At 42.0% G+C, this 21,852-nt stretch carries 19 protein-coding genes; 12 read left to right on the plus strand and 7 right to left on the minus strand.

What is annotated here, in order from left to right:
* The first annotated feature begins 9 nt into the window (after positions 1-9).
* Entirely contained in the window at positions 10-1,293 is a 1,284-nt protein-coding gene (locus MAMP_RS06445) for a carbohydrate porin (protein ID WP_007145202.1), read from the plus strand.
* Positions 1,294-1,460: 167 nt separating this feature from the next.
* Positions 1,461-2,765, plus strand: a complete 1,305-nt coding sequence (locus MAMP_RS06450; protein ID WP_007145203.1) for a GGDEF domain-containing protein — start codon at positions 1,461-1,463, stop codon at positions 2,763-2,765.
* A 72-nt stretch (positions 2,766-2,837) separates the two neighbouring features.
* On the opposite strand, the gene MAMP_RS06455 is transcribed toward MAMP_RS06450, so the two are convergent.
* Entirely contained in the window at positions 2,838-3,032 is a 195-nt protein-coding gene (locus tag MAMP_RS06455) for a hypothetical protein (RefSeq protein WP_007145204.1), read from the minus strand.
* A 109-nt stretch (positions 3,033-3,141) separates the two neighbouring features.
* On the opposite strand from MAMP_RS06455, the gene MAMP_RS06460 reads away from it, so the two are divergent.
* Both MAMP_RS06460 and MAMP_RS06465 read left to right on the plus strand, forming a co-directional pair.
* Positions 3,142-3,702, plus strand: coding sequence for a YgjP-like metallopeptidase domain-containing protein (locus MAMP_RS06460; protein ID WP_007145205.1), 561 nt, complete (start codon positions 3,142-3,144; stop codon positions 3,700-3,702).
* Between the two features lie 423 nt (positions 3,703-4,125).
* Complete coding sequence (locus MAMP_RS06465) at positions 4,126-6,216, plus strand: putative bifunctional diguanylate cyclase/phosphodiesterase (RefSeq protein ID WP_007145207.1); 2,091 nt, start codon at positions 4,126-4,128, stop codon at positions 6,214-6,216.
* Between the two features lie 39 nt (positions 6,217-6,255).
* Here MAMP_RS06465 and MAMP_RS06470 read toward each other — a convergent pair whose 3' ends face one another.
* Together MAMP_RS06470 and MAMP_RS06475 are read right to left on the minus strand one after the other, a co-directional pair.
* Positions 6,256-7,440 carry an MFS transporter gene (locus MAMP_RS06470; protein WP_007145208.1) on the minus strand — a complete coding sequence of 395 codons (1,185 nt, stop codon included), beginning with the start codon at positions 7,438-7,440 and terminating at the stop codon, positions 6,256-6,258.
* A gap of 180 nt (positions 7,441-7,620) precedes the next feature.
* Complete coding sequence (locus MAMP_RS06475) at positions 7,621-9,123, minus strand: FAD-binding domain-containing protein (RefSeq protein WP_007145209.1); 1,503 nt, start codon at positions 9,121-9,123, stop codon at positions 7,621-7,623.
* A gap of 188 nt (positions 9,124-9,311) precedes the next feature.
* Here MAMP_RS06475 and MAMP_RS06480 point away from each other — a divergent pair, with 188 nt between their 5' ends.
* The 3 genes from MAMP_RS06480 (at position 9,312) to MAMP_RS06490 (ending at position 11,418) form a co-directional block, all read left to right on the plus strand.
* Positions 9,312-10,715, plus strand: a complete 1,404-nt coding sequence (locus tag MAMP_RS06480) for a hypothetical protein (protein ID WP_007145210.1) — start codon at positions 9,312-9,314, stop codon at positions 10,713-10,715.
* A gap of 207 nt (positions 10,716-10,922) precedes the next feature.
* A complete protein-coding gene (locus tag MAMP_RS06485) occupies positions 10,923-11,111 on the plus strand; it encodes a hypothetical protein (protein WP_007145211.1) in 189 nt (62 codons plus the stop codon).
* 85 nt (positions 11,112-11,196) lie between these two features.
* Complete coding sequence (locus tag MAMP_RS06490; protein WP_007145212.1) at positions 11,197-11,418, plus strand: hypothetical protein; 222 nt, start codon at positions 11,197-11,199, stop codon at positions 11,416-11,418.
* Positions 11,419-11,503: 85 nt separating this feature from the next.
* Here MAMP_RS06490 and MAMP_RS06495 read toward each other — a convergent pair whose 3' ends face one another.
* The gene (locus tag MAMP_RS06495; protein ID WP_007145213.1) at positions 11,504-11,971 is read right to left on the minus strand and encodes a hypothetical protein; all 468 of its coding nucleotides are present in this window, start codon (positions 11,969-11,971) and stop codon (positions 11,504-11,506) included.
* Positions 11,972-12,055: 84 nt separating this feature from the next.
* On the opposite strand from MAMP_RS06495, the gene MAMP_RS06500 reads away from it, so the two are divergent.
* Together MAMP_RS06500 and MAMP_RS06505 are read left to right on the plus strand one after the other, a co-directional pair.
* Complete coding sequence (locus MAMP_RS06500) at positions 12,056-13,093, plus strand: helix-turn-helix domain-containing protein (RefSeq protein WP_007145214.1); 1,038 nt, start codon at positions 12,056-12,058, stop codon at positions 13,091-13,093.
* 88 nt (positions 13,094-13,181) lie between these two features.
* Positions 13,182-13,619 (plus strand): hypothetical protein, encoded by a 438-nt coding sequence (locus MAMP_RS06505; protein WP_007145215.1) that lies wholly within the window; start codon positions 13,182-13,184, stop codon positions 13,617-13,619.
* A gap of 73 nt (positions 13,620-13,692) precedes the next feature.
* Here MAMP_RS06505 and MAMP_RS06510 read toward each other — a convergent pair whose 3' ends face one another.
* Positions 13,693-14,808, minus strand: coding sequence for a choice-of-anchor A family protein (locus tag MAMP_RS06510; RefSeq protein WP_007145216.1), 1,116 nt, complete (start codon positions 14,806-14,808; stop codon positions 13,693-13,695).
* 113 nt (positions 14,809-14,921) lie between these two features.
* Between MAMP_RS06510 and MAMP_RS06515 the strand changes: the two genes are divergently transcribed.
* The 3 genes from MAMP_RS06515 to MAMP_RS06525 all read left to right on the plus strand — a co-directional run bounded on the left by MAMP_RS06515 (position 14,922) and on the right by MAMP_RS06525 (position 17,794).
* Positions 14,922-15,473, plus strand: a complete 552-nt coding sequence (locus MAMP_RS06515) for an NUDIX domain-containing protein (protein WP_007145217.1) — start codon at positions 14,922-14,924, stop codon at positions 15,471-15,473.
* A gap of 208 nt (positions 15,474-15,681) precedes the next feature.
* The gene (locus MAMP_RS06520; RefSeq protein WP_040576228.1) at positions 15,682-16,257 is read left to right on the plus strand and encodes a hypothetical protein; all 576 of its coding nucleotides are present in this window, start codon (positions 15,682-15,684) and stop codon (positions 16,255-16,257) included.
* Positions 16,250-17,794, plus strand: a complete 1,545-nt coding sequence (locus MAMP_RS06525; RefSeq protein ID WP_007145219.1) for a methyl-accepting chemotaxis protein — start codon at positions 16,250-16,252, stop codon at positions 17,792-17,794. Before MAMP_RS06520 ends, MAMP_RS06525 begins: the two co-directional genes overlap by 8 nt.
* A gap of 100 nt (positions 17,795-17,894) precedes the next feature.
* Here the strand turns inward: MAMP_RS06525 and MAMP_RS06530 are convergent, their stop codons facing one another.
* Together MAMP_RS06530 and MAMP_RS06535 are read right to left on the minus strand one after the other, a co-directional pair.
* The gene (locus tag MAMP_RS06530) at positions 17,895-20,261 is read right to left on the minus strand and encodes a YbcC family protein (protein WP_007145220.1); all 2,367 of its coding nucleotides are present in this window, start codon (positions 20,259-20,261) and stop codon (positions 17,895-17,897) included.
* On the minus strand, positions 20,258-21,829 hold the full coding sequence (locus tag MAMP_RS06535) for an NADH-quinone oxidoreductase subunit L (RefSeq protein WP_007145221.1): 1,572 nt from the start codon (positions 21,827-21,829) through the stop codon (positions 20,258-20,260). Before MAMP_RS06535 ends, MAMP_RS06530 begins: the two co-directional genes overlap by 4 nt.
* Positions 21,830-21,852 lie beyond the last annotated feature (23 nt).

A 21,852-nucleotide genomic window follows, 5' to 3' on the forward strand; every position in this document is an offset into this window, starting at 1 on the left:
GCTCATCTCATGCGTATTTATACAGCCCTTATTTCACTCATCTATTTCTGTCTTGTTAGTCCAGTAATGGCAGAATCATTCGATACTAATTTAGTAAAATGGAGCTCATCCTATACTGGCGAAGCTGCCAGCAATATCGATGGCGGTAAAAAAGAAAAAAGCGCTTACGCTGGCCAACTTTATCTGGGTGCTGATATTAACCTTGATAAGGCATTTGGTTGGACAGACACCACGCTGCATTTAGCAGCAACTAACCGACATGGTAATAATCTTGCCGAAAAAGCCCTTGGTAACAGTACCTCTGTTCAGGAAATTTATGGAGGTCAGGGATCTCGTCTGGTTTTATTCTCTCTGGAAAAACATTTCTTCGATGGCAAACTTGAACTTGAAGCTGGCCGGATGGTGGCCAATATTAACTTCTTAGGATCTGAGCTTTGTCAGTACTTTCAAAATAATGCTGCTTGTGGCAATCCAACATTTGTTTTTCGTACCAGCAGCTTTACTTGGTGGCCAGTATCCAGTTGGGCAGCTCGCTCCAAGTATTGGATCACACCAAACGTTTACGCCCATATTGGTGTGTATGAAGACAATAGCGGGCATCAAGATGACGGTGATCATGGCGTGGTATGGAATACTCATGAATCAAACGGCTTTATCGTGCCCTTCACCTTGGGATACAAAACCAGCTGGGACACTGATCGTTACCCTCGTACCTATGAATTTGGTGGCTGGTATGACAAAACAGATTACTCAGATCCTCTAAAAGATAGTGCAGGTAATAATGCGGTCGAGACAGGCAATCCATACGAAGAATTAAACGGGCGTTCCGGTATATTTGCTCGCTTTGAACAAGTCGTTTATCGCCCGGATCCTGACTCAAAACGCAGCTTCACCATCTTCGGCGCCGCATTAACAAAAGGCTCCGGAGAGTTAGCCGTAGATTATCAATTACAAGGTGGCTTCGTTAAGCGTGGCACTTTCGATAGCCGAAACGACGATACAGTCGCTTTTGTCGTGTCCCAGCAACACTATAGCCGAGATGCGATGAAAGACTTAACACTAGCAAGGAAACTCAATGGTGGCTCAGGCACGCCAGCAAATAATCAAGTCATGATGGAACTGAGTTATGGTTATCAATTAACACCACAAATTCGCGTTCAGCCAAATATTCAGTACATCATCAATCCCGATCAATTCTCTGAGCCTGGACGTAAAAAAGACTTAGATAATATTTTTATTTTGGGTCTCCGGTTCGACGTTAATCTGGCTGATATCGTTACGTCACTAAAATAAAAATTTTGGCTTAGACCTGCTTATATTTAGAAGCCGGTCTAAGCCATCAGTACTTTTTTGCACAAATATGTGCTCCAGCTTATACCTTCTGCAAAAATGTCTGCTTATGCGATAATCTGGGTTAAGACTCAGTAGCACAACACACAAACGATAAATTGACTCGATTCATGACCACTGATTACCGTCACCTTACCCATATCAAAAGTTTAGATGAGCTTGGTCTTTACGAATTGATTCCTAACATCGTCTGGATTTTTGATCTTGATAGACATGGTTGGTGGTGGGGTAATGCAGCAGCGCTAACGTTTTGGGGACTCAACTCAGTTGATGAACTGATAAATAAAGATCTATCGGGTGATACCCAAGGTGCAAAAGATAGAATGCACCAAACCTTTGAATTAGCCGCTAAAAATGGTCTCAGCATTGACCCATGGACCACCTACCCAAACGGTAAAGCCAAAACACTGTATATGTTACATCGGGCGGTTTTAGTTGGTCCTGAACGTCATCGCGCCATCATTGCTTATATCAACGAACAAGTTGAACTCGGGGAAACGCCTGAAAATTTACTGCTTGTTGAAGCCATGCGCTATACCACTGTATTAGTGAGTACCTTTACCTTCTCCGGTGATATCGTCATCGAAAACCCAGCAGCCACAGAAGCCTATAAACACATCATTCCACAACAACTTGATAGTGATAAAAATGCCTTCACTGCCCGCTTTGATAAGCTCGAAGAAGGGATTGAGCGTTTAAAGGATGCCACGGAAAAACGGGTTGGACGTTGGACGCATATGATGAAAACCAGTGCAGGCCTTCGCCAACATACGCTGGATATTCGCATCACACGCCACCCATTAACGGCAGAATTTTTAATGTTGGTCACTGAATATGATGTCACTGAACTTCATCAAGCGTTAGAAGCAGCCCATCATGCGCAAATCGAATTAGAGAAGCAGGCGCATTTTGATGCTATTACCGGCCTGCCATCTCTGCATTATTTGCAACAACATGCTGATAATTATTTAGCTAAAGCTAAGCGACAAAATCAACAAATCGCTGTGATGTTTTTAGACCTGGATGGCTTTAAATCGGTCAATGACACGTGGGGTCACGATGCGGGCGATCAGGTGTTGCGGCAAGTGGCTAGGCGGTTTACTGGTATCCTACGTCAAGCGGATCAGTTGGCAAGAATTGGTGGCGATGAGTTCGTGATGATGATTGATGATCTAACGGATAGCGATGACGTGGAAATCATTGCCCAAAAGCTTATCAATGAACTGAAAACACCCATAGAATTCACTTATTCAGACAAAGAAACAAGGCAAGTCAGCATTGGTGTCAGTATCGGTATCGCCTTTTTTCCTGAACATGGCACTACCCTTGATGAACTGGTCAAAGTCGCAGATAGAGCAATGTATGATGTTAAACGTCAGGGTAAGAACAATTATTGTCTGGCTGTGCGTGGTTGAGCTCGTTTTATTCTGATTCAATAAGTCAGTGTATTTGACCTATTGATTACTGCAGGACGAGACGATATCTGTTTATTTCCTCTTGCGTTTCTTTGCCGACTGCATGGCTGAGTATATCTGGTAAAGCAGATAAGGCAGCAAAGCCAGTATCAGTGCTTCTATACCACTTAGCTTTTCACCGGCCAGAATAAGTACAATAATGAGCAATAATCCTACAGCCACGAGCTTGAGAAACTTCATTGATTCTTTCGCTAACACCTTCTGCATTTTGCTTCCTTTTCTTCAACAGAAATACTATTCCTGAAAAGCCACTTAAAAGTAAAAAAACGATTTCCATTTATGGCTTTTCACGCTTAAATAGTCAAGCAAGTAGCTGATGAAAACGCAGAGTTGGTTATTAAAAAAACAAAAAGCAGAAAACAAGGCAATCTCTATGTCGGCACTAAAATATTTATCAGGCTACCCTGCCCCTGTTCTCGATCAAGTCAGCGCCGCTATTTCAGCAAAAACACTCGGCCAGTTTCTGTTAAAAAAATATCCAGACACACATGACATTAAAACTAATAAAACGTTGTATGCCTATGTGATGGATATGAAGAACCAGAATCTGCGCCAATCCAGCCCACTCAGCAAAGTGATTTATGATGACAAGCTGGATGTGTTGCATAATGCTTTAGGTTTACACAGTTATGTCTCACGCGTTCAGGGCAGTAAATTAAAAGCCAAAAATGAAATGCGTATTGGTTCAGTATTTAAAACTGCACCGATAGAATTTTTGAATATGATTGTAGTTCACGAACTGGCGCATTTAAAAGAGAAAGACCATAACAAAGCCTTTTATAAACTCTGCACCCACATGCAACCTGACTACCATCAGCTTGAGTTTGATGTACGGCTTTACCTTACCCACTTAGAGATATTTGGTGAGCTATATTAGTCTTTTATAATGCGCTAATGTATCGGTTTTAGTCTGAGTAATGATCAAGTATTCAGACAAACAGCACATAATCTGAATTACATGATTCCACTGGATTATTCGCTTATACATATCAATGTTCAACTCTCTCCGAGCACTGTAAAAATGTTCATTGACAACCTTGTTAATTATATGGTTATTTAACCTTATAACTAACGTGTGAATTTAATCAAAAAAATAACATTTTTCTACATAGCTGATTGGGATATAGAGACAGTGCCAACGAACAACCAAACCATACAGAATAAACATTCTTTTGTTGTTTTAAAGCATGGTTTATTAAAAACCGGCCCAACCTATCTCACTCCAAACAATGACAAATGTTTACATTTATTATTGTTTGTAATGAGGTCATTAACTAACAGCCAGAAAGAGTATTAGTCAATGACATCGACGATATCAAGAACCTCGTCAGAGGCAAAACTGAGTGTTCTTTATCTGGGCAAAGATAAATACTCAGAAAATAAAATTAGCACTTTACTTGGCTCTCACATAAGTAATTATCTGACTGCTGATAATTGCGATAATGCATTAGCTTTATTTAAACAATATGCCATTGACACCATCGTTGCTGAGACTTTTTTTCTTAGGAACATGCCAGACTGCACTATTCATAAACTTCGTCACATTAATAACAATATCAATATCATTTTAATTAATGAAAATTATGAAGTGATATCTTCACCTTTCGATTTGCCTTGCCTGGCAAAGGAACAATGTCCTTTAAAACCTACCAGTCTGGATAATCTATTCAACGCCATATCAGATAGCCGTAAAGAATCTGATAAAAATGATCTGATTCACATCACTTCATCAGCTTTTTTTCACAGTTCTGTGGCAATGACAATAACTAGTCATGACAATAAAATCATCGCCGTTAACACTGCATTCACTCAAATTACAGGCTTTAAGCAACATGAAATTCTTGGTAAAAATCCGAGAATACTGAGTTCGGGTAAGCACGATAAACAGTTTTATGGAGAAATGTGGACAGCCCTTTCTCGAGAAAAGAAATGGAGCGGTGAAATTTGGAATAAACGCAAAAATGGTGAATTATTTCTCGAATGGATAACCATTAATGCCATCACGAACAGTACTGGTGAAATCACACATTATTGTTCAATCTTTGCTGATATCACCGAACGTAGGGCAGCAGAGGAAGCCATCTGCAGGCTGACATATAACGATCCTCTAACAGACTTACCTAATCGACGTGCGTTTATGGAGCGCCTGGAAGACTCGCTTGTTATTTCCAGAAAAAATAATCAACTCTGCGCCATTTTGTTTCTTGATCTTGATAACTTTAAAGATATCAATGACACCTTGGGTCATGATATCGGAGATGCCGTTATTAGAGAAACGGCATCACGTTTGAAAATGTGTATCCGTGAAGATGATCTGATAGCCAGATTAGGCGGTGATGAATTTACCGTGTGTCTGACAGACATGTGCTCAGCAGAAGATGCAAGTACGGTTGCTCAGAAACTGCTGGATGCCATGTCATCCCCATTTATTTTAGACGACGAAAGACTCTATTTTTCATTTAGTATTGGTATTGCTCTATTTCCTGAGCATGGTGAATCAACTCAAGAACTACTCAAGCATGCTGATCAGGCGATGTATCATGCAAAATTCTCTGGTCGTAACAAATTTTCTTTTTTTGATGTTTCCATGGCGCAGCATGCCCTTAACAAAACGGAGATCGTAAAACATCTTCGAAACTCGATGGGTTCAGACCAGTTTTCAATACATTATCAGCCCATAGTTAACCTTGAAACTGGCATGATTGATAAAGCAGAGTCTCTACTGAGGTGGACACATCCAGAACTCGGCTACATTAGCCCAGATGAATTTATCCCAATAGCCGAAGATATTGGGTTGATATGTGAATTAGGCGATTGGGTATTCCGCCAGAGTGCCTCTCAAGTGAAATCCTGGCAGGAAAAATTTAAAGAAAACTTTCAGCTCAGCATCAATATATCGCCTAAACAATTTCAAAACGAATCTTGCGATCTCCAGGAATGGACCGATTTTTTATCACAAAAAGCCCTTAGCAATAAGGCAGTTTCCCTGGAAATTACTGAAGGTGTGATGATGAATGAAGGCCCAATGACTGAACAACGATTAGGCATGTTAAAACAGGCGGGCATTGAAATCTCACTTGATGATTTTGGTACTGGATATTCTTCATTGGCTTATTTAAAAAAGCTGAATGCTGATTACCTAAAAATTGATCGTACTTTTATTCAGAATATTCATATCAACCACGATGATCAGGCGATGTGTGAAGCCATTGTCGTCATGGCACACAAGCTTAATATTAAAGTCATTGCCGAAGGGGTTGAGAACGAAGCACAGTTAAACTTTCTAAAATCCGTTGGCTGTGATTATGCTCAAGGCTACTGGTTTTCCAAACCAGTCACGAGTGATAACTTCGAATTATTATTGTCGGAAAATGGAGCACAACTTCACTAACGATAGTTAATAGATCATGTTGAATAACAGCTGCTTTTGTTAATTTGTACGAGCTTCAACAGTAAGTGCGAGTTTAAATACCGCAAGACCTGACAAACTTAAAAATAAGCCCACCCAGACCGGTGCTACCCAGCCCATTTGCTGACTAATCACAAAACCACCTAAAAAGGCACCAAGGGCGTTCGCTGCATTAAATGCCGAATGGTTAAGCGAGGCGGCCAGAGCTTGTGCCTCCCCTGCTACATCAATTAAGCGAATCTGCAACACACCCGCTAAACCTGTGACAGTAAAACCAATCAAAAACAAGGCCGCAACCGCTGAATAAAGTTGCGTCATACTGAATGCCGCTATCACAAAAGCAATAGCAGAACTGACCAGCACAGCAACGATGGTTTTGTTCAAATGTTTATCTGCTAACCAGCCAGCAACGAGGCCACCAATCACCATACCAGTACCGAATACAGCTAAGGCCATGGGAACCACTTTAATGCTGGCACCAGTATATTCCGTCAAAATTGGTGAGGCATAACTGTAAACAGAAAACATGCCACCAAAGCCAATCGCACCTATGGCCAGGGTCAGCCACATATTGATGTTTTTAAAACCCGCCAGTTCCGATCGATAACTGGCTGAAGCATGTGGCGCAATGCGTGGCACACAAAAGCTAATCGCAAAAATGGTCGCCAATGCAATCATCGCAGAAAACTCAAAGCCCGTTCTCCACCCAAAAGATTGGCCTAACCAGGTAGCAAAAGGCACGCCTATGACATTGGCAATGGTGAGTCCCATCATCACTTGAGCAATGGCTGTAGCCCGACGATGTTGTCCGGCCAGATCAGCTGCAACCAGTGAAGCAATACCAAAATAAGCACCATGAGGTAGCCCAGCGATAAATCGACTAAGCAACATGGTTGTTGAGCTATCTGCAAACGCGGTCATCGCATTAGCCAAGCCATAAAACAACATCAAACCCAATAACAAGGTTTTACGCGGCAACTTAGCCCCAAGAATGGCTAGGGCTGGCGCACCGACCGTCACACCTAAGGCATAAGCAGTAATGAAATGTCCCGCAGAAGGAATGGATACCTTCAGATCAGCAGCGATTTCCTGAATCAATCCCATTGCCACAAATTCTGTGGTGCCAATGCAGAAACCACCGATAGCCAGGGCAAAAATAACCCAGGGTAATGAATAAGAATGTGATGCTGTGTCTTGCGAAGTCATGTGATCAAACGGCTTATTGGGAAGGCGCGCAATGTAACACAAACCGTGTTAAACCAACATTAAGATAAAGCGACATTTATGCCTGTCATCAGCTCATGAAGTCGTGAGTAGAAATAAATGATAAATTCGTTGAAGTGCACATGGCTAACATTAGGCAATTGCAGCAAATTTGCTGTGGATTTATTTAAAGAGGCAACTCACCTTGTTGCCACGATGATGTTTTTTGTTTCTTGTTCGTTGCGTTTTTTTTCGACTCGCATGTTTTTTAACGATAATTGCAGCTTCTTGTTTATGTTGTGATTGCTTCCTTAATTCATACAGACGTTGTGCAGCTAATTTTCGAGCCGACTTTTCATCAACAATGGGTGCAGGATACCCGTTCATCAATGAAGGACGAGTCCATGGTTGATGAATAAAAGGTGCTGGCATATCAGCTAATTCAGGTATCCATTGTCGGATAAAGTCGCCTTGGGGATCTTGCTCCATACCCTGCTTGATAGGGTTATAGATTCGAATACTATTAATGCCGGTGGTCCCCGACTGCATCTGTACCTGTGGGTAATGTATACCTGGTTCGTAATCCGTAAATAACCTGGCAAGATATAGTGCTGGTTGCCGCCAATCCAACCAGAGATGATAACTGGCAAAACTCATCAACATGGCTCGCATACGAAAGTTTATCCAGCCTGTAGCAATTAATGCTCGCATGCAGGCATCAATCATAGGAAACCCGGTCAATCCACTTCGCCAGACATCAAAATATGTCTGATTGATATCGGACATTCGCAAGCTATCGTATATCGTATGCATATTCTCAAACTCAATACGCGGTTCATCCTCCAGTTTTTGCATGAAATGACAATGCCAGCGAAGACGGGCTGAGAATGAACGCATTGCTTGTCGCCATTGTGATCTCACTTGTGTATCGCTTTGTTTGATACTGGTAATACGTTGCTCAGTGGCCTGGTAGACTTCGCGAATCGATAAAGTGCCAAATGCAAGATAAGGTGAAAGCCGGGAACAACTATCAACCGCTGTCAGCGGTGAAGACATTTCCTTAGTGTATCCCTGTCCTCGTTCGTACAAAAACGTATCTAACAGGCGAAGTCCTCGTTCCCGTCCCCCTACTTGCCGTTGAACACAACCATCGTCAACTAAGCCGAGTTTGTCGGCCTTTGGCAGATAATCATTTTTTTCGCTTGGGCCGGTCAGATTTTCAGGACAGATATAACAAGCCTCACTCATATGTTGATACCAGCGCTTGGCCCACCCATCTCTGTCTTTAAGCCGTCTGATAACACCATGCTGACGAGGTTGATGCCAGTTGAGCTGATGTTTATCAGCCCAATGCTGAACAGCAATATCCCGCTGATATGTCCAACCATTCCAGGTCTCCTGGTACGACCATAGTGATGTGACATTATATTTTTGCCTCAATGATTCCAGAATGCTGACAGCATCACCGACTTTAACGATTAATGGACACCCCAACACGCTGAGTGCTTCATTTAGCTGGTATAGGCACTCTTTAAGAAACGCGAATTGTCTGTAACTCATGTCTGGCTGTGACCATAGAGCCGGCTCAAAAATATATACAGGTAGAATCGGCCCCTGCGCTGCTGCAAGTGTCAGGGGGGCATGATCATGTATTCGTAAGTCACGCTTAAACCAAACCAGATTCATTAAATGATGACTTCTTCAAAAAATTACGGTGTTGAATACTTTCACTAAATATGTGAAAAATAAGTTAAGTAGTTAAATTCGGTTAGCCATTTTTGTGACTTAGAAAAACACTAATGACCGACTTGCACCAGCAACAAATTCGCTGAAGCTCAACACGCTCTCTTTCACACGCGTCTAATAGGTAAGATATGGAAAACAAAATACTCTCTCCCGGAGCAAAAGCACTTGAAGTGAACCTTGATAACGTCCGTTACGGCTCTTTTGCTGAAATTGGCGCAGGTCAGGAGGTAGTGCGTTGGTTCTTTAGAGTGGGTGGTGCCGCCGGTACTATCGCAAAAAGTATTTCTGCTTATGATATGAAAGTAAGTGATGATATCTATGGCGAGGCACCAAGATATGTCTGTCGTGAGCGCCTCGAAGATATGCTGGAGTTGGAATATAACCTCAATATAGAGCGCTTGAGTGAACAACGCGGCGACACTACCGCTTTTTTTGCCTTTGCTGATACGGTCTCTGCTCGCAACTATCACGGAACAAATGAGTGTCATGGCTGGTTGGGTATTCGTTTTCAAACTGAACCCCACAGCGCGCCAAGTGAAATCATTATTCATGTGCGTATGCTGGATAATGAAAACTCTCTACAACAAGAAGCGCTCGGTATTATTGGTGTCAACCTTGTTTATGGTGCATTCCACTATTATCAAAGCCCCGATCTCTTAGTGAAATCATTACTGGATAACCTCACAACTGATCGTATAGAAGTAGATATGGTGGACATGCATGGCGATGCCTTTTTACATGTTGATAACCGCGTGATTAGTCTACGCCTGGTGCAACTTGGCTTGAGCGATGTGGCCATGTTCTCTGCCGATGGCAAGGTTCTGCAGCCATCTGAACATCTGCGAAAGAAAAATGTGCTTGTCGAACGTGGACGTTTTCGCCCAGTGACCCACGTCAACATTGATATGCTCAATTCAGCACGTAAACAGTTTGATGCAGATAATGCAGCGTCACCAGCAGATACGATCTCAATTATGGAGATCACAATGCACAACCTCCGTAGTGAAAGTGACAGTATTGATCTGGAGGACTTCATCAGCCGTGCTGACGTGCTGGAGGCTGCAGGACACACTGTAATGATTTCTGATTATCCAGAATATTATCGTCTTGTTTCCTACCTCTCCCGCTATACCGATCGTCATATTGGTTTAACTATGGGGGCCCATAGCTTGGTGGAATTGTTTAAAGAAGACTATTACAGCCGCTTGCAAGGTGGGATTCTGGAAGCCTTTGGTCGCTTATTCAAGCACAACGTTAAGTTATACATTTATCCATATAAAGATACTCAAACCGGAACTTTATACAAAGTAGATAACCTTAGAATTGATCCTAAACAAGCTAATCTCTATGAGTATTTGAAACAAGGTGAACACGTTCAGCAGCTCAGAGAGTTTAATGAAGCCTATTTACCGATATTTTCACCGGATGTATTGAAAATGATTACCGAGAATCAACACGGTTGGGAATCTCTGGTGCCTGAGGTAGTGGCTGAAAAAATAAAGAAACAACGTCTGTTCGGTTATAAAAATTGATATACGTAGGATCATCCACAGCTCTTCGACTTACTTTACTCGTCAGATTGCAACTTACTGACTTATTTTCAGACTCATTAATAAGATCAGTGCTGATGTTTCTGTTCGCAAAAATCTATCTCTATCAGCCAGCCGATTTAAGTCAGCCATAATCAGTCACTACCGAGTGATGATAGATAAGGCATTTACTGAAAACAGGATATCGCCATGCAGATAAAAATTTCGATACCTCATGCTGATAAACCTCAGAACACTGAGGTGATTGAAGATCGCAGGGATTTGATATTAACCCACCAGGAAGCATTGGCAGGAAGTCCTGACGATATGGCTGCGTGTGGTGAGGAAGATATCGGAGCCGGCCTAGAGTTTTTGGTAACACGACATGAGCATCACTAAGTTGATGGCTAATACAACAGAAACTATCGATTAGCTTAAATGTCACCTCCTATAACTTTGTTTCAGTTTTTAATGGAGGTAAGTCATGGCGCAAGGCAGTAAAGAAAAATATACCGACAAACAAAAACGTAAAGCAGAACATATAGAAGAAAGCTATAAAGAACAAGGCGTTTCTGAAGAAGAAGCTGAAAGAATTGCCTGGGCTACAGTCAATAAAGAGTCCGGCGGTGGCAATAAATCAGGCTCAGGACGCGGTAAAAAAGACAACCACAGCGCTAGTCGAAATGGAGGTGAGAAAAGTCACTAATAATCAAACCAGTCAGTGACTTTCACTCACAAGGTATCCCTGCTCTTTCTGTGTATTTATTAAGGTGGCCATCATTAATCAGCGGTCACTGTGATTCTGTTTTTACTGTGAAGGTAGATTTCAGAATAATGACAGCACCTTTACCAAAGCCGTAACTGGTCATCAATAAACTGGCATACAAATAGACATTAAATAAGCCTGCTCCGGTTACCTCAGGGTTAAATGCATCATGCAAAGGATCTAAAACCGGGAAAAGCGCATACATCAAAAATAAGCTTGAGTTAGTAAAAGCCCCTATAACCATTGCCCAACGGACATGCCAGGGTAAAGCGACTTTGACAGCATAATAGCCTAATATCAACGCCGTCATAATCAGAAAGTCCAAATGCGCCTGTAACACACGTTTAGGTGAACCTGGTATAAGCGCTTGAAGAAATTCAAGCTGGTTATATAAGCCCACCAAACACCAGGCCAAGATTAATGCCATAAGAATCCATAAACAGGCGCCTCTAAGCATCACAATATTAACGTTATTATCTGTTCTATTCTGCATATTTCTCTCCTCAAATTTCTCATTTTTTTCTGTGTTATTATCCACTTATAAAAACCGACGTCTTGACTCAAAAGGCGCAATAACATGACCGATAAAGCGATGGTCAATATGAGAGAGAGAAACATGAATACTAGCCTTTCCCAATTACATGGGCAGCGCTTATGTACTGATGATCAGCCACATTCACACCGACTGGATTGGTTAAAAGAAGTGATTGGACGTGAGTACGCGAATGTCGATGTTAATCCGTTTAATGATGAACCGGTATTTAACGAAATGGCGATATATCCATGGCAAAATGGTGTGCGTTTATCGCCCATTAAATCTCATTCACTGCAAATAGAGCGTTTATCAAGAGAACCGACGGATATCAGCCAGGATTGTTATTTTGCTGTTTTAATTACTGAGGGAAAATACAAACTCGAACAAGATGGTCGTGAAGTCTTTTTAGAAAAAGGTGATATGACCTTATACGATGCAACACAATGGCACCGCATTACCATGCCACAGGCTGTATCAAAAGTAATTATCTCGCTCCCCAGAGACTATCTGAGACAACGGATCAGTCATGTAGGTAATCTGACAGCAAAGAAAATAACAACTCAATCCGGCACTGCAGCCATCGCAGCATCCTGTATCCAGTCTCTGACGCAACAACTGGATATACTGGATAGCAATGCCTTTCACTCCTTGCAAGATCCTCTTGTTGATTTACTGACCTTATCACTCAATCAACTGGAACCTAAGTCAGTTCAACTATCTAACACACAAAGCTCAACACTATTTCATGTGAAACGGTATATTAATCAACACTGCCACTACCATGATTTAACACCCAAAATGATATCTGATGCGGTGGGTCTGTCCGTGCGTTACATCAATAACCTTCTTCAAGCTGAGCAGACATCATTAATGCGTTACGTCACACAACAACGACTCAACAGCGTCTATCGAAAATTAAACAGCCGGCAGTTTATGCATCGCACCATTACCGAGATTGCACTGGAATCCGGATTTAACAATATAGCTCACTTTAGTCGGGCGTTTAAAACACAATTTGGTGTATCGCCCCGTCGTTTTCGACAAGAAGCTAAAAATAAACTGCTCATTTTTGACGCCTAATCATCAATTTAAATTGATAAAGTAGGACGTTGCTTTACTTTTTTATGATCATCGTAGTGATGACTTTTCACCCAGAGAGAGAAATAAAATGATAAAAAAACAATCCGGTAATGCCGCTTCACAATTCTTATTGTGGCTACTCGTGTTAGTGAATACCGCAGGAATTGCTTATTACTATTACCAAACTGAGATAAAAGCGAAACAGATTCCTAATCTGGTTGGCACCTGGAGTGGTGTTAATCTCACGGTATCCGATGAAAAAGGTTATAAAACCTGGGATGATAAAACCGTCACTATTACAGAACAGCAAGATCGTCGTTTTCGCGGCACTTTTACTTATGCTGATGGCACTAAACACTTTTTCGGTGTAATTTATCCTGATAATAAGTCTTTCACCTGGGTATCAACACCAAGCCATGGTTATGTCCATGGTCGTATTCTTAACGACAATACGATAGGCACCTGTTATGTGGAAACCTGGGAGCATGCGACTGCAGGTTGTGCCACATTAGAGCGACAAAAATAGTCATTCATAAAAGTATTAGAAACAAAAAAGCCACCGTTTAAGGTGGCTTTTTATTTTTACCTGGAACAAATTACTAAGCCGCTGTTTGTAGGTTTGCTCTACGACGCAGACCTAAGAAGCCAAGTAATGCTGGAGCAAACAAAAAGGCTGCTGCAGGAACAGGCACTGCTGATGGAGGAATAAAACCAGATGGCTGTGAGTGAATTTCAGCATTTTGATTCAAGCTTCTAGCCACTAATGTGCCTTCAATATTGCCATAAGTAGTCACATCCGTACCCAGCGCTAAAATGCTACCGCCAAATTGTGCTGTGATATGAAGACTATCTGCATCAACAAAATTCCATAACAGCATATCCGCTAAATCAACAGCTGAGTTAGCCAGGAAATTCACGCTGATATCGTATTCAGAAAGTGCGTCATCAAAGACATTGAATAAAATACTGGTAGCACTACCGAGGTTAAATGCAAACTCATTGACGCTCTCGAAGAAGCTCTGACCGTCGTTAATATTAAACACAGCCAGTCCATCGGTATTTGGTGTGGCATTAAAAGTCACTTTGCCACCGGTAATGGTGTAGTTACTATTGAAATCAGTGCCTGCTAACTGGTTCGAAAACTGGCCTAATGTATTCACCGCATTTGCCGCTGCAGCAGCCGGGTCAAATGGTGCTGATACAGGTTGATTGATAACCGTACCACTACCGTTAGCGCCAGCAAAACCTGTATTAGTGCCGCCATAGATGGTATTACCGCCGTTAGTATTGACACTACCAGAAATATCGCCGATGACTGAGGTCGAACCATTACCGTTGGCATTATTTTGCACCCAGCCTGAGACTGAGTTCATATATGCATCGCCACCGTCATTAATGTTCAGTGAGCCCGACACATTACCACCGATGTTAACGCCCTTACCTTTTGTTTGCACAGTGCCGTTAAGGTCACCGCCAACAGTCAGAGAAGGAACGACTGCATTGGAAGTTGAATGCATGTTGTACATGCCACCAGTAACATTGCCACCGATTAATGCGTTACCATCAATTTCAGAAGTACTGATCACATTACCACTAGTAATGAGATTGTATTGATTAAGAAGAGACATGGCGTCAATCTCAACAGCATCAGCGTAAGCGAATTGATTGACACTTAGAGTAACTAATCCGACCATGGCAAGTTTAGAAAAACGCATTTTGAATCTTCCTTATATGTGATTACTTAAAGCTTATTAGTGCTGCAAGTAAATATCTATTGTACTAAAGTACTATTTTTTATTTTATTTTCATTTTTTGATCACAAATTAATATGTCAAAAACAAAAATAGGTGGCTGGATACAGAAATCACTGCAGATAGTCTATGACAATCCGTGGATTCAAATCCGTCATGAAGAAGTCATTAGACCCAATGGCAGCGAGGGCATCTATGGTGTGGTTCATTTCAAATCCCGCGCCATTGGCGTCATCGCCATTGATGATGACGATCATACTTGGTTGGTACAACAAAGTCGCTATCCAAATAATGAAACCACCATTGAAATTCCTGAAGGTGGCGGCCCACTTGATGAGCCTCCCCTGGAAGCGGCGAAAAGAGAACTCAAAGAAGAAACGGGATTAACCGCTAAAAACTGGCAGCCACTCATGGAATTACGAACCTCCAACTCAGTGACAGACGAAAAAGCTTATATTTTTCTGGCAACAGAGCTGACACCTGGCGAGCAAGAACTTGAAGAGACTGAAGACATTGAATTAATAAAAGTCCCGCTAGATACAGCCATTGAAATGGCCATGAACGGCGAGATTATTGATGCCATGTCAGTGGCTGCACTATTAAAGCTAGCCATTCAACGCAAGAGCTAGAGCTGGAGCTGGAATGCAATCTCGCCAACATAAAAATAAAAATTTTTATCGTAGAACATTTTTTTATTTCACTTTTGAATAAAACTGCCGATAAATAATTTAGGTCAACATGGTTGCGAGATGGGCGACAATCCATTGGTGAGTATAGCTCCGAGTACATGAAGACATATAGTTACTGATTGATTCTAGCTCTCTTGTGTGAGGCACTATGTCAAATAGCTCCACTTCTTCTAAATCGACTACGTCTCATCACATAAAGCAGCTGCTCATTCCACTAATACTGCTTGTGCTCGCTTTTTTTAGCTTTTTTTTATCCCCCTCAATTGCAAAAATCATTACAGGATCCGAATTACACGGATACGAAAGTCATCCTGATATTCATTTTCCTCAATTTATGAACTCTCCCCCCCTGGCACCCGCACTGATACTGGCTTCCTTTTCAGGCTGCGAAGATATCTGCCCATCAAACTATCAACTTATCAAAGAGTTGAACGAGGCTTATCCCTCCGAACTAAATCTCTATGTCGTGAACATCGGCGATGAAGTAGATAAAGAAACATACCTAACGTGGTTAGCAGAATACACAGGGCTAAATGTCCAAGAACTATCTGGTTTTGATCTAGTACATGAGAATATTCAACAACTTGCAAATGGGGTGATTAACCATGCGGGTTATTTGTATAGCTATTTTCCACAAGATAATAGCTTACTAACCTATACCAACCCCACGACAAAAAAAATACTTCAAGACCTCAATATCAAAGCGGAAAAACACAATGAGTAATGACAGAGATTACAGCCAGCTTTACGCAAGAAGACAACAGGACATGCAGGCGAGCGACAAGTTCGTTTTGATCATTCTGCTAAGTCACTTGCCGTTTATCTATTTTCTTGTACCAATGGGGTTTGGTACACATATTCATGGTGCCATACCCGCAACTTTGGCATGTTTATCCTCATTTTTTGTCTACAAGACTATGCCTGGCACATTAGCGTCTCGTTCTATCATGACTGTCAGCCTGATGCTTATGTCTATGATTGTGATCATGCAACAGTTTGGTCGACTCGAAATGCACTTTCATATCTTTGCAACGCTAGCATTCATCATAATCTGGCGTGACTACAAAATGCTGCTGCTAGCGGCTGGCGTTATTGCTGTTCACCATGCCGTTTCTGTACCCCTACAATTAGCTGACACCCAGTTATGGAATATTGATTATGTGGTGTATGGGATACAGTGTGATTGGGAGATATTCTTCATTCATGCAGCGTTTGTGATCATCGAAACAGCCGTTCTTGTCTTTTTTTGCTTGAGGATGCAAGCACAGTTTGATTTGTCAAACAAATTGATGGTAACCATCCAAAACTCTGCTAAAGATCGTGACTTTACAATTAGCTTCAATGATATTAAAGCCACCACAGTGAGTGATGACGAGTTTGTTAAGAGCCTGAAATCATTCTATGGCACTATCCGTCATGCATTCGCTGAATTCAAACATGCTGGAGCTCGCTTAGATGAACTCGCACAATCCTCAGTCAAATCACTAGAAGAGGATGTGTTAGAACTGAACCATCAAAACGCTCGAGTTGAATCCGTTGCTGCAGCATCAGAAGAGATGTCACAAAGTATTTCTAGTGTGTCAAAAACAACGGAAGAAGCTAGTGCACTATCGTTACAAGCAACCGAGAGTCTGAAACAAACTGAGTCAATTAGTCATGAGGCATTAGAAGAAGTGGTTAGTCTCATCAATAATCTGAAAGAGGTTGAATCTACATTCACGGGTTTAAATAATAGTATCGAAGGCATTAACTCATCAATTCAATTGATTAGTGAAGTTTCTGAACAAACAAATCTCTTATCCCTCAATGCTTCTATAGAGGCAGCTCGAGCCGGAGAACATGGCCGAGGCTTTTCTGTTGTTGCCGAAGAAGTTAGAAGCCTTGCTCTCAAGAGTAAAGGGGCGACAGAATCCATCATGTTGATGGCCAAACAAATCAATAGTTCTGTAGAAGTCATGACAAAAAACATTAGCGAATGTCAAAGTCGTGGGCAAACAACAATCAATACGGTTAACAAAGCTGACAGTGCTATGAAGGACGCTTCTACAGGTGCAATTAGAATTAGTGATCTCAATGTACAAATTTCACAAATGCTCGCAGAACAAAGTAATGTTGCAGAAAAAATCAGTCGTACATTGCAAGAAGTATTCACCACAAATGATGCCATCATTTCGAGCACAAGAGGATCTCTCGATATTACACGTGAAAATCAATCCCTTGCCGATAAGCTATCAAAAGAAGCCAATCAATTTAAGGTGTAAAATACTGATTACGCAAAATTTTGTAACATTTTAAAACTAATAAAAATAGGCGCAAACTCAGAGTATAACGTTGTAGAAAAATGTCATACTCTGAATTAATTTACAGTCGCTCAAAAGTGTTATCATCAGACCAGTGCAGGATAAACAACCAACCGTTTTCAACAAGATCACGTACAGTTTTATGCTTGGCAATCACATTTTCAATCGCTTGTTTCGGAGCAGCAATATAAACACTGAGTCTAAGTGGTTGGTGACGCCACTGCTCTCCATCATGAATAGATTGCATTGCGAGACCAATTCGTAAATCGCCACCATTCCCCTCAAACACGCCGACATGCTGACCAACGGCATTGTGTAACAACTTATTACCACTACCGAAAAACGTATTATCCGTCACCGATAGGTTGTACTGCATATTAATCCACTGCGTGACGATCATCGGCGCCGTCATGATTTGCTCTAGTAATGCAAATTCAGCGTCTGACTGCCAGTCATAATCATGCAAAAAGGAGCGTCCTTGTAAATCCAGTCCACGCGTACGTTGACGCGGCGCCACAATAAATGACGCATTATTGGCCAAGCCCCATTCAGGACGCACTTCAGACCAGTCTTTGCCTCTGTCTTTAAGTGATTTTTCTAATGAAGCATCATCCAGGTCTTTTAATGCTGCATCCATTATCTGAACGCGTTCACGACGAGTTTCTATGGAAGCCTGTTTTAACCAAGCTTCAATATCATCATTATTCAATGTGTCAAAACACACAATTTCATCAGTTGTGGTGTTATGTAATCCTGCTATGAAACGTGTTTGTTCTGGAATATGGATGTCCGCTTTTTGCAACTCCGTTCTGATAGCAGGATCGTTTAACAGGCTGGTTAAAACTCGGACATTCACCTCGCCACTCTGACCACAACAAGCACCACAGTCCAGACCTGAGGCATGCAAATTATTGCGAGTTTCACTACCATGGCCCAGCAATAATATGGTGGATGCAAACGTCTTCGTCAGTCCCATGCCTTTAAGTACGCCGGTAACCAAATTAACTTTTTCGAGCAAGCTTAACTCAGTGTGGTTTTGAGTTAATTGCCAGTCTTGATGGTGGGTGAACTCATCTATTAATTTTTCTTTCTTTTTACTAAAGAAATTATCTTTAATCAGTTTATAAGCGTAGGTCCAGCCCATGGTTTCTACCATGGTGAATGACGATACCGGTGAACTCGCCCAGTTTTTCCAAGTACTTGAGTTACTCACCTTATTCAGTTTCTTATGATTCGGCGTTTGCTCACTCACCATCACTGAAGGCGCAATCAAGCCCGGTAGCTGAGGACGATTTGCCTGAGTCTGTGCCGGTTGATATGTAATAGGTAAGCCAAAGAAACCGGCAAAACCAATAGTTTGAATAGCCTCACTCTGTAATTCCAGATTGCGTCTGATACGTTCAGAACGTACATCAATACAAAATGCGGCTTGTAAGACCGGTGTTGAATCAAGTGGCTTGGCTGTTTGGCTTAAGGTTTTCTGTAATTGTCGTTGGTAACTCAGTTCAGCTGCATAAGCCCATATCCAATAATGACAGGCATAATCATGATGGGCGGCTATGCGCGACATCAAAGACGCTTTTTGATGCTGCCACTGTTGTTTTAATGCGCTGAATTCAACCTGCCCAGGCTTGCTTTTCAACTGACGCCAGATAATCAAATCCCAGGCGATCCGAATCGCTAGTAGCGCTTCGACACAGGCTGTTTGTTGATTGTTGAGACGGTTTTCCCAACGTTGCCATGCAAAATAGCTGGCCCAGCCATTAATACACATCAATAACTTATGGGCATACAACTCTAGTTGTTGTGGAGATAATTCCAACTCAGCAACAGCCTGAGCAAACAAGCTGTCTGGATTATCGGGTAGCTGAGTGAAAGCATGGCGCAGTTTTTTCTCACCCATCAGCAATGACATGCCGTAATCATGCCGCGTGAAATCCAGCCAGGCAGCGTAAAGATGATCGAAAGTCTCAGGCTCCTGATTCACAAACTCACCACAAAACTGACTTACCTGGTGAACGATTTCATCCTGCCAACGCATTTTGTGATGATCACGGCTTAAATCGGCAATTTCAGCAATGCTCAAAGCCGCATTCGGCTGGGCCTGTTCAAGTGTTGCCTTGAGTTCATCAACTGTCACAGTGCTGGCATCATAAGCCTTAGCAGATTCAATTAATGCCGACTCACTAATATCGCCTTGTTCGAATAAATCAAGGTAATAGTCAGCTGACATTGTGGTTTTCAAACCTTGTAATGCCCCTACTCTGGCTGAAGCAGACTCGATGGTTTGCTCACGAAACTCCCACAGGGCATTCACCGCAATAAATCGATCCAGAGGCCAGCTTGGGGCAATCAATGAACTCGCTTGATTGATGGCAGTCGCATGCTCAACACTGAGTTCAGTTAATGACTTATTAACACTGTTCATGAAGTGGGCTCCTTGGTAAGCGACGGATCGTTCTGTTTGATAGCTGTCTCTGGTCTTAACGTGATCGGCCAGAGAAACAAGGTCAGACGGGTCATGAGTTCATCTAAATACAAACCAGAAAACAACCAGCGATATAAGGTTCTGGTCGCTTTAGCCTGAGGAAATACTCGCACCTGTACGGCAAGTAAAAATAAGGCAACAAAGAGTGCAGACAACCAGATGTCCATGGCGTCAAACATCGTACTCGCCGGCAAAGGTGGCATTACCCAAGTCAAAATGGTTTTCCCGCCCATGTAAAATCCAACCAGTAACGCCACTGTCAGACAAGAAGTTAAAAATTGAAGTATGGTGCCATTTCTGACAGCAGAGACCAGATATAGCGCCAACGCTGTATTTACTAATAACCAAACACTCAGTGGCCCTGAATAAGAAGTGAAATACACAATCCCATAGGTGCTGATGACGACCAATAATAAACTCGACATGGCAGAAATAAACGTCACATTTTTCTGCGGCGCTAATTGCTTCAAGCTATATTCCTGCAGCACATCACCGGCACTGAGGAACATATAAGCCTTATAGAGTGAGTGAGAAATTAAATGAAGTAATGCCAGTTCATGTAAACCTAAAGCACATTCAATCAGCATCAAGCCCATCTGAGCACAGGTTGACCAGGCCAGTTTTACCTTAACGCTGATACGCGTCATCATCACCAAGGCACTAACCAAGGTGCTCAGCCCTGCAATAATCAATATCAACCATTGTGCATCTGAGCTGAAGGCGATTAATGGGGCAAAACTCAGTAACAAAAAGCCACCCAGATTGATAATGCCAGCATGCAATAAAGCACTGATTGGCGTCGGCGCTTCTACAACCTGAATCAACCAGCCATGTACGGGTAACTGTGCACACTTAATCAAGGCAGTTAAGGCAAGCATAATGGCCGCACATTTTTCTGCCAGACTCAGTTCAACCGGAATACCTGCACTCATGTAATGATTGGTCATTTCAGCCAGATAAAACGTCCCCAGCTGTGAGTACAACAACACAATCGCGCTGAGTAAAAAAATCTCGGCTACTCTCGCTAAAATAAATTTTTTATGTGCGGCCAGAACGGCGCGTGGTCTGTCGGGATAAAACAATAACAAGCGATGGAAACATAAACTAATAGACACCCAGCCCAACCAGAACAGTAATAAATGATTGCTGACAATGACGACGGAGACGGACGTTAAACTGAGGAATAACCAACGCCAGTAACGATGAGTGTTTTTCTCAGCAAACAGATAACGCTGTGAGAATTTGATTAACACTATCGCCATAAAACACACCAGCAATAGCACCAGCAGATTCACATTATTCATTGCCAGTAATGCTTGTGGCTTGTCTGTTTTTTCAATGTGTCCCGCTGTAATGACGATAGCGGAGATCATAATGGCTGCCGAAATCCATTTGAGCATCATCTGACGCGTTTTGTCACTAATACGACTTAAGCCTGTGATAAAGCCGGCTAATGACAATGTCAGCGGAATAAGAACGGGCAAAACAGCTGTCAGATCAAGATTCACAAACACACCTCCTTAAGTTGAAG

The sequence above is a fragment of the Methylophaga thalassica MP genome (genome assembly GCF_000214595.1).
Lineage (GTDB): Bacteria > Pseudomonadota > Gammaproteobacteria > Nitrosococcales > Methylophagaceae > Methylophaga > Methylophaga thalassica.

Coding starts and splice junctions, on each gene's coding strand:
- MAMP_RS06475 (WP_007145209.1), bottom strand. CDS start 9,123: ATGAATCTGGTTTGGTTTAAGCGTGACTTACGAATACATGATCATGCC.
- MAMP_RS06515 (WP_007145217.1), top strand. CDS start 14,922: ATGTCAAAAACAAAAATAGGTGGCTGGATACAGAAATCACTGCAGATA.
- MAMP_RS06455 (WP_007145204.1), bottom strand. CDS start 3,032: ATGCAGAAGGTGTTAGCGAAAGAATCAATGAAGTTTCTCAAGCTCGTG.
- MAMP_RS06530 (WP_007145220.1), bottom strand. CDS start 20,261: ATGAACAGTGTTAATAAGTCATTAACTGAACTCAGTGTTGAGCATGCG.
- MAMP_RS06450 (WP_007145203.1), top strand. CDS start 1,461: ATGACCACTGATTACCGTCACCTTACCCATATCAAAAGTTTAGATGAG.
- MAMP_RS06490 (WP_007145212.1), top strand. CDS start 11,197: ATGGCGCAAGGCAGTAAAGAAAAATATACCGACAAACAAAAACGTAAA.
- MAMP_RS06505 (WP_007145215.1), top strand. CDS start 13,182: ATGATAAAAAAACAATCCGGTAATGCCGCTTCACAATTCTTATTGTGG.
- MAMP_RS06445 (WP_007145202.1), top strand. CDS start 10: ATGCGTATTTATACAGCCCTTATTTCACTCATCTATTTCTGTCTTGTT.
- MAMP_RS06500 (WP_007145214.1), top strand. CDS start 12,056: ATGACCGATAAAGCGATGGTCAATATGAGAGAGAGAAACATGAATACT.
- MAMP_RS06465 (WP_007145207.1), top strand. CDS start 4,126: ATGACATCGACGATATCAAGAACCTCGTCAGAGGCAAAACTGAGTGTT.
- MAMP_RS06460 (WP_007145205.1), top strand. CDS start 3,142: ATGAAAACGCAGAGTTGGTTATTAAAAAAACAAAAAGCAGAAAACAAG.
- MAMP_RS06520 (WP_040576228.1), top strand. CDS start 15,682: ATGTCAAATAGCTCCACTTCTTCTAAATCGACTACGTCTCATCACATA.
- MAMP_RS06480 (WP_007145210.1), top strand. CDS start 9,312: ATGGAAAACAAAATACTCTCTCCCGGAGCAAAAGCACTTGAAGTGAAC.
- MAMP_RS06485 (WP_007145211.1), top strand. CDS start 10,923: ATGCAGATAAAAATTTCGATACCTCATGCTGATAAACCTCAGAACACT.
- MAMP_RS06470 (WP_007145208.1), bottom strand. CDS start 7,440: ATGACTTCGCAAGACACAGCATCACATTCTTATTCATTACCCTGGGTT.
- MAMP_RS06510 (WP_007145216.1), bottom strand. CDS start 14,808: ATGCGTTTTTCTAAACTTGCCATGGTCGGATTAGTTACTCTAAGTGTC.
- MAMP_RS06495 (WP_007145213.1), bottom strand. CDS start 11,971: ATGCAGAATAGAACAGATAATAACGTTAATATTGTGATGCTTAGAGGC.
- MAMP_RS06525 (WP_007145219.1), top strand. CDS start 16,250: ATGAGTAATGACAGAGATTACAGCCAGCTTTACGCAAGAAGACAACAG.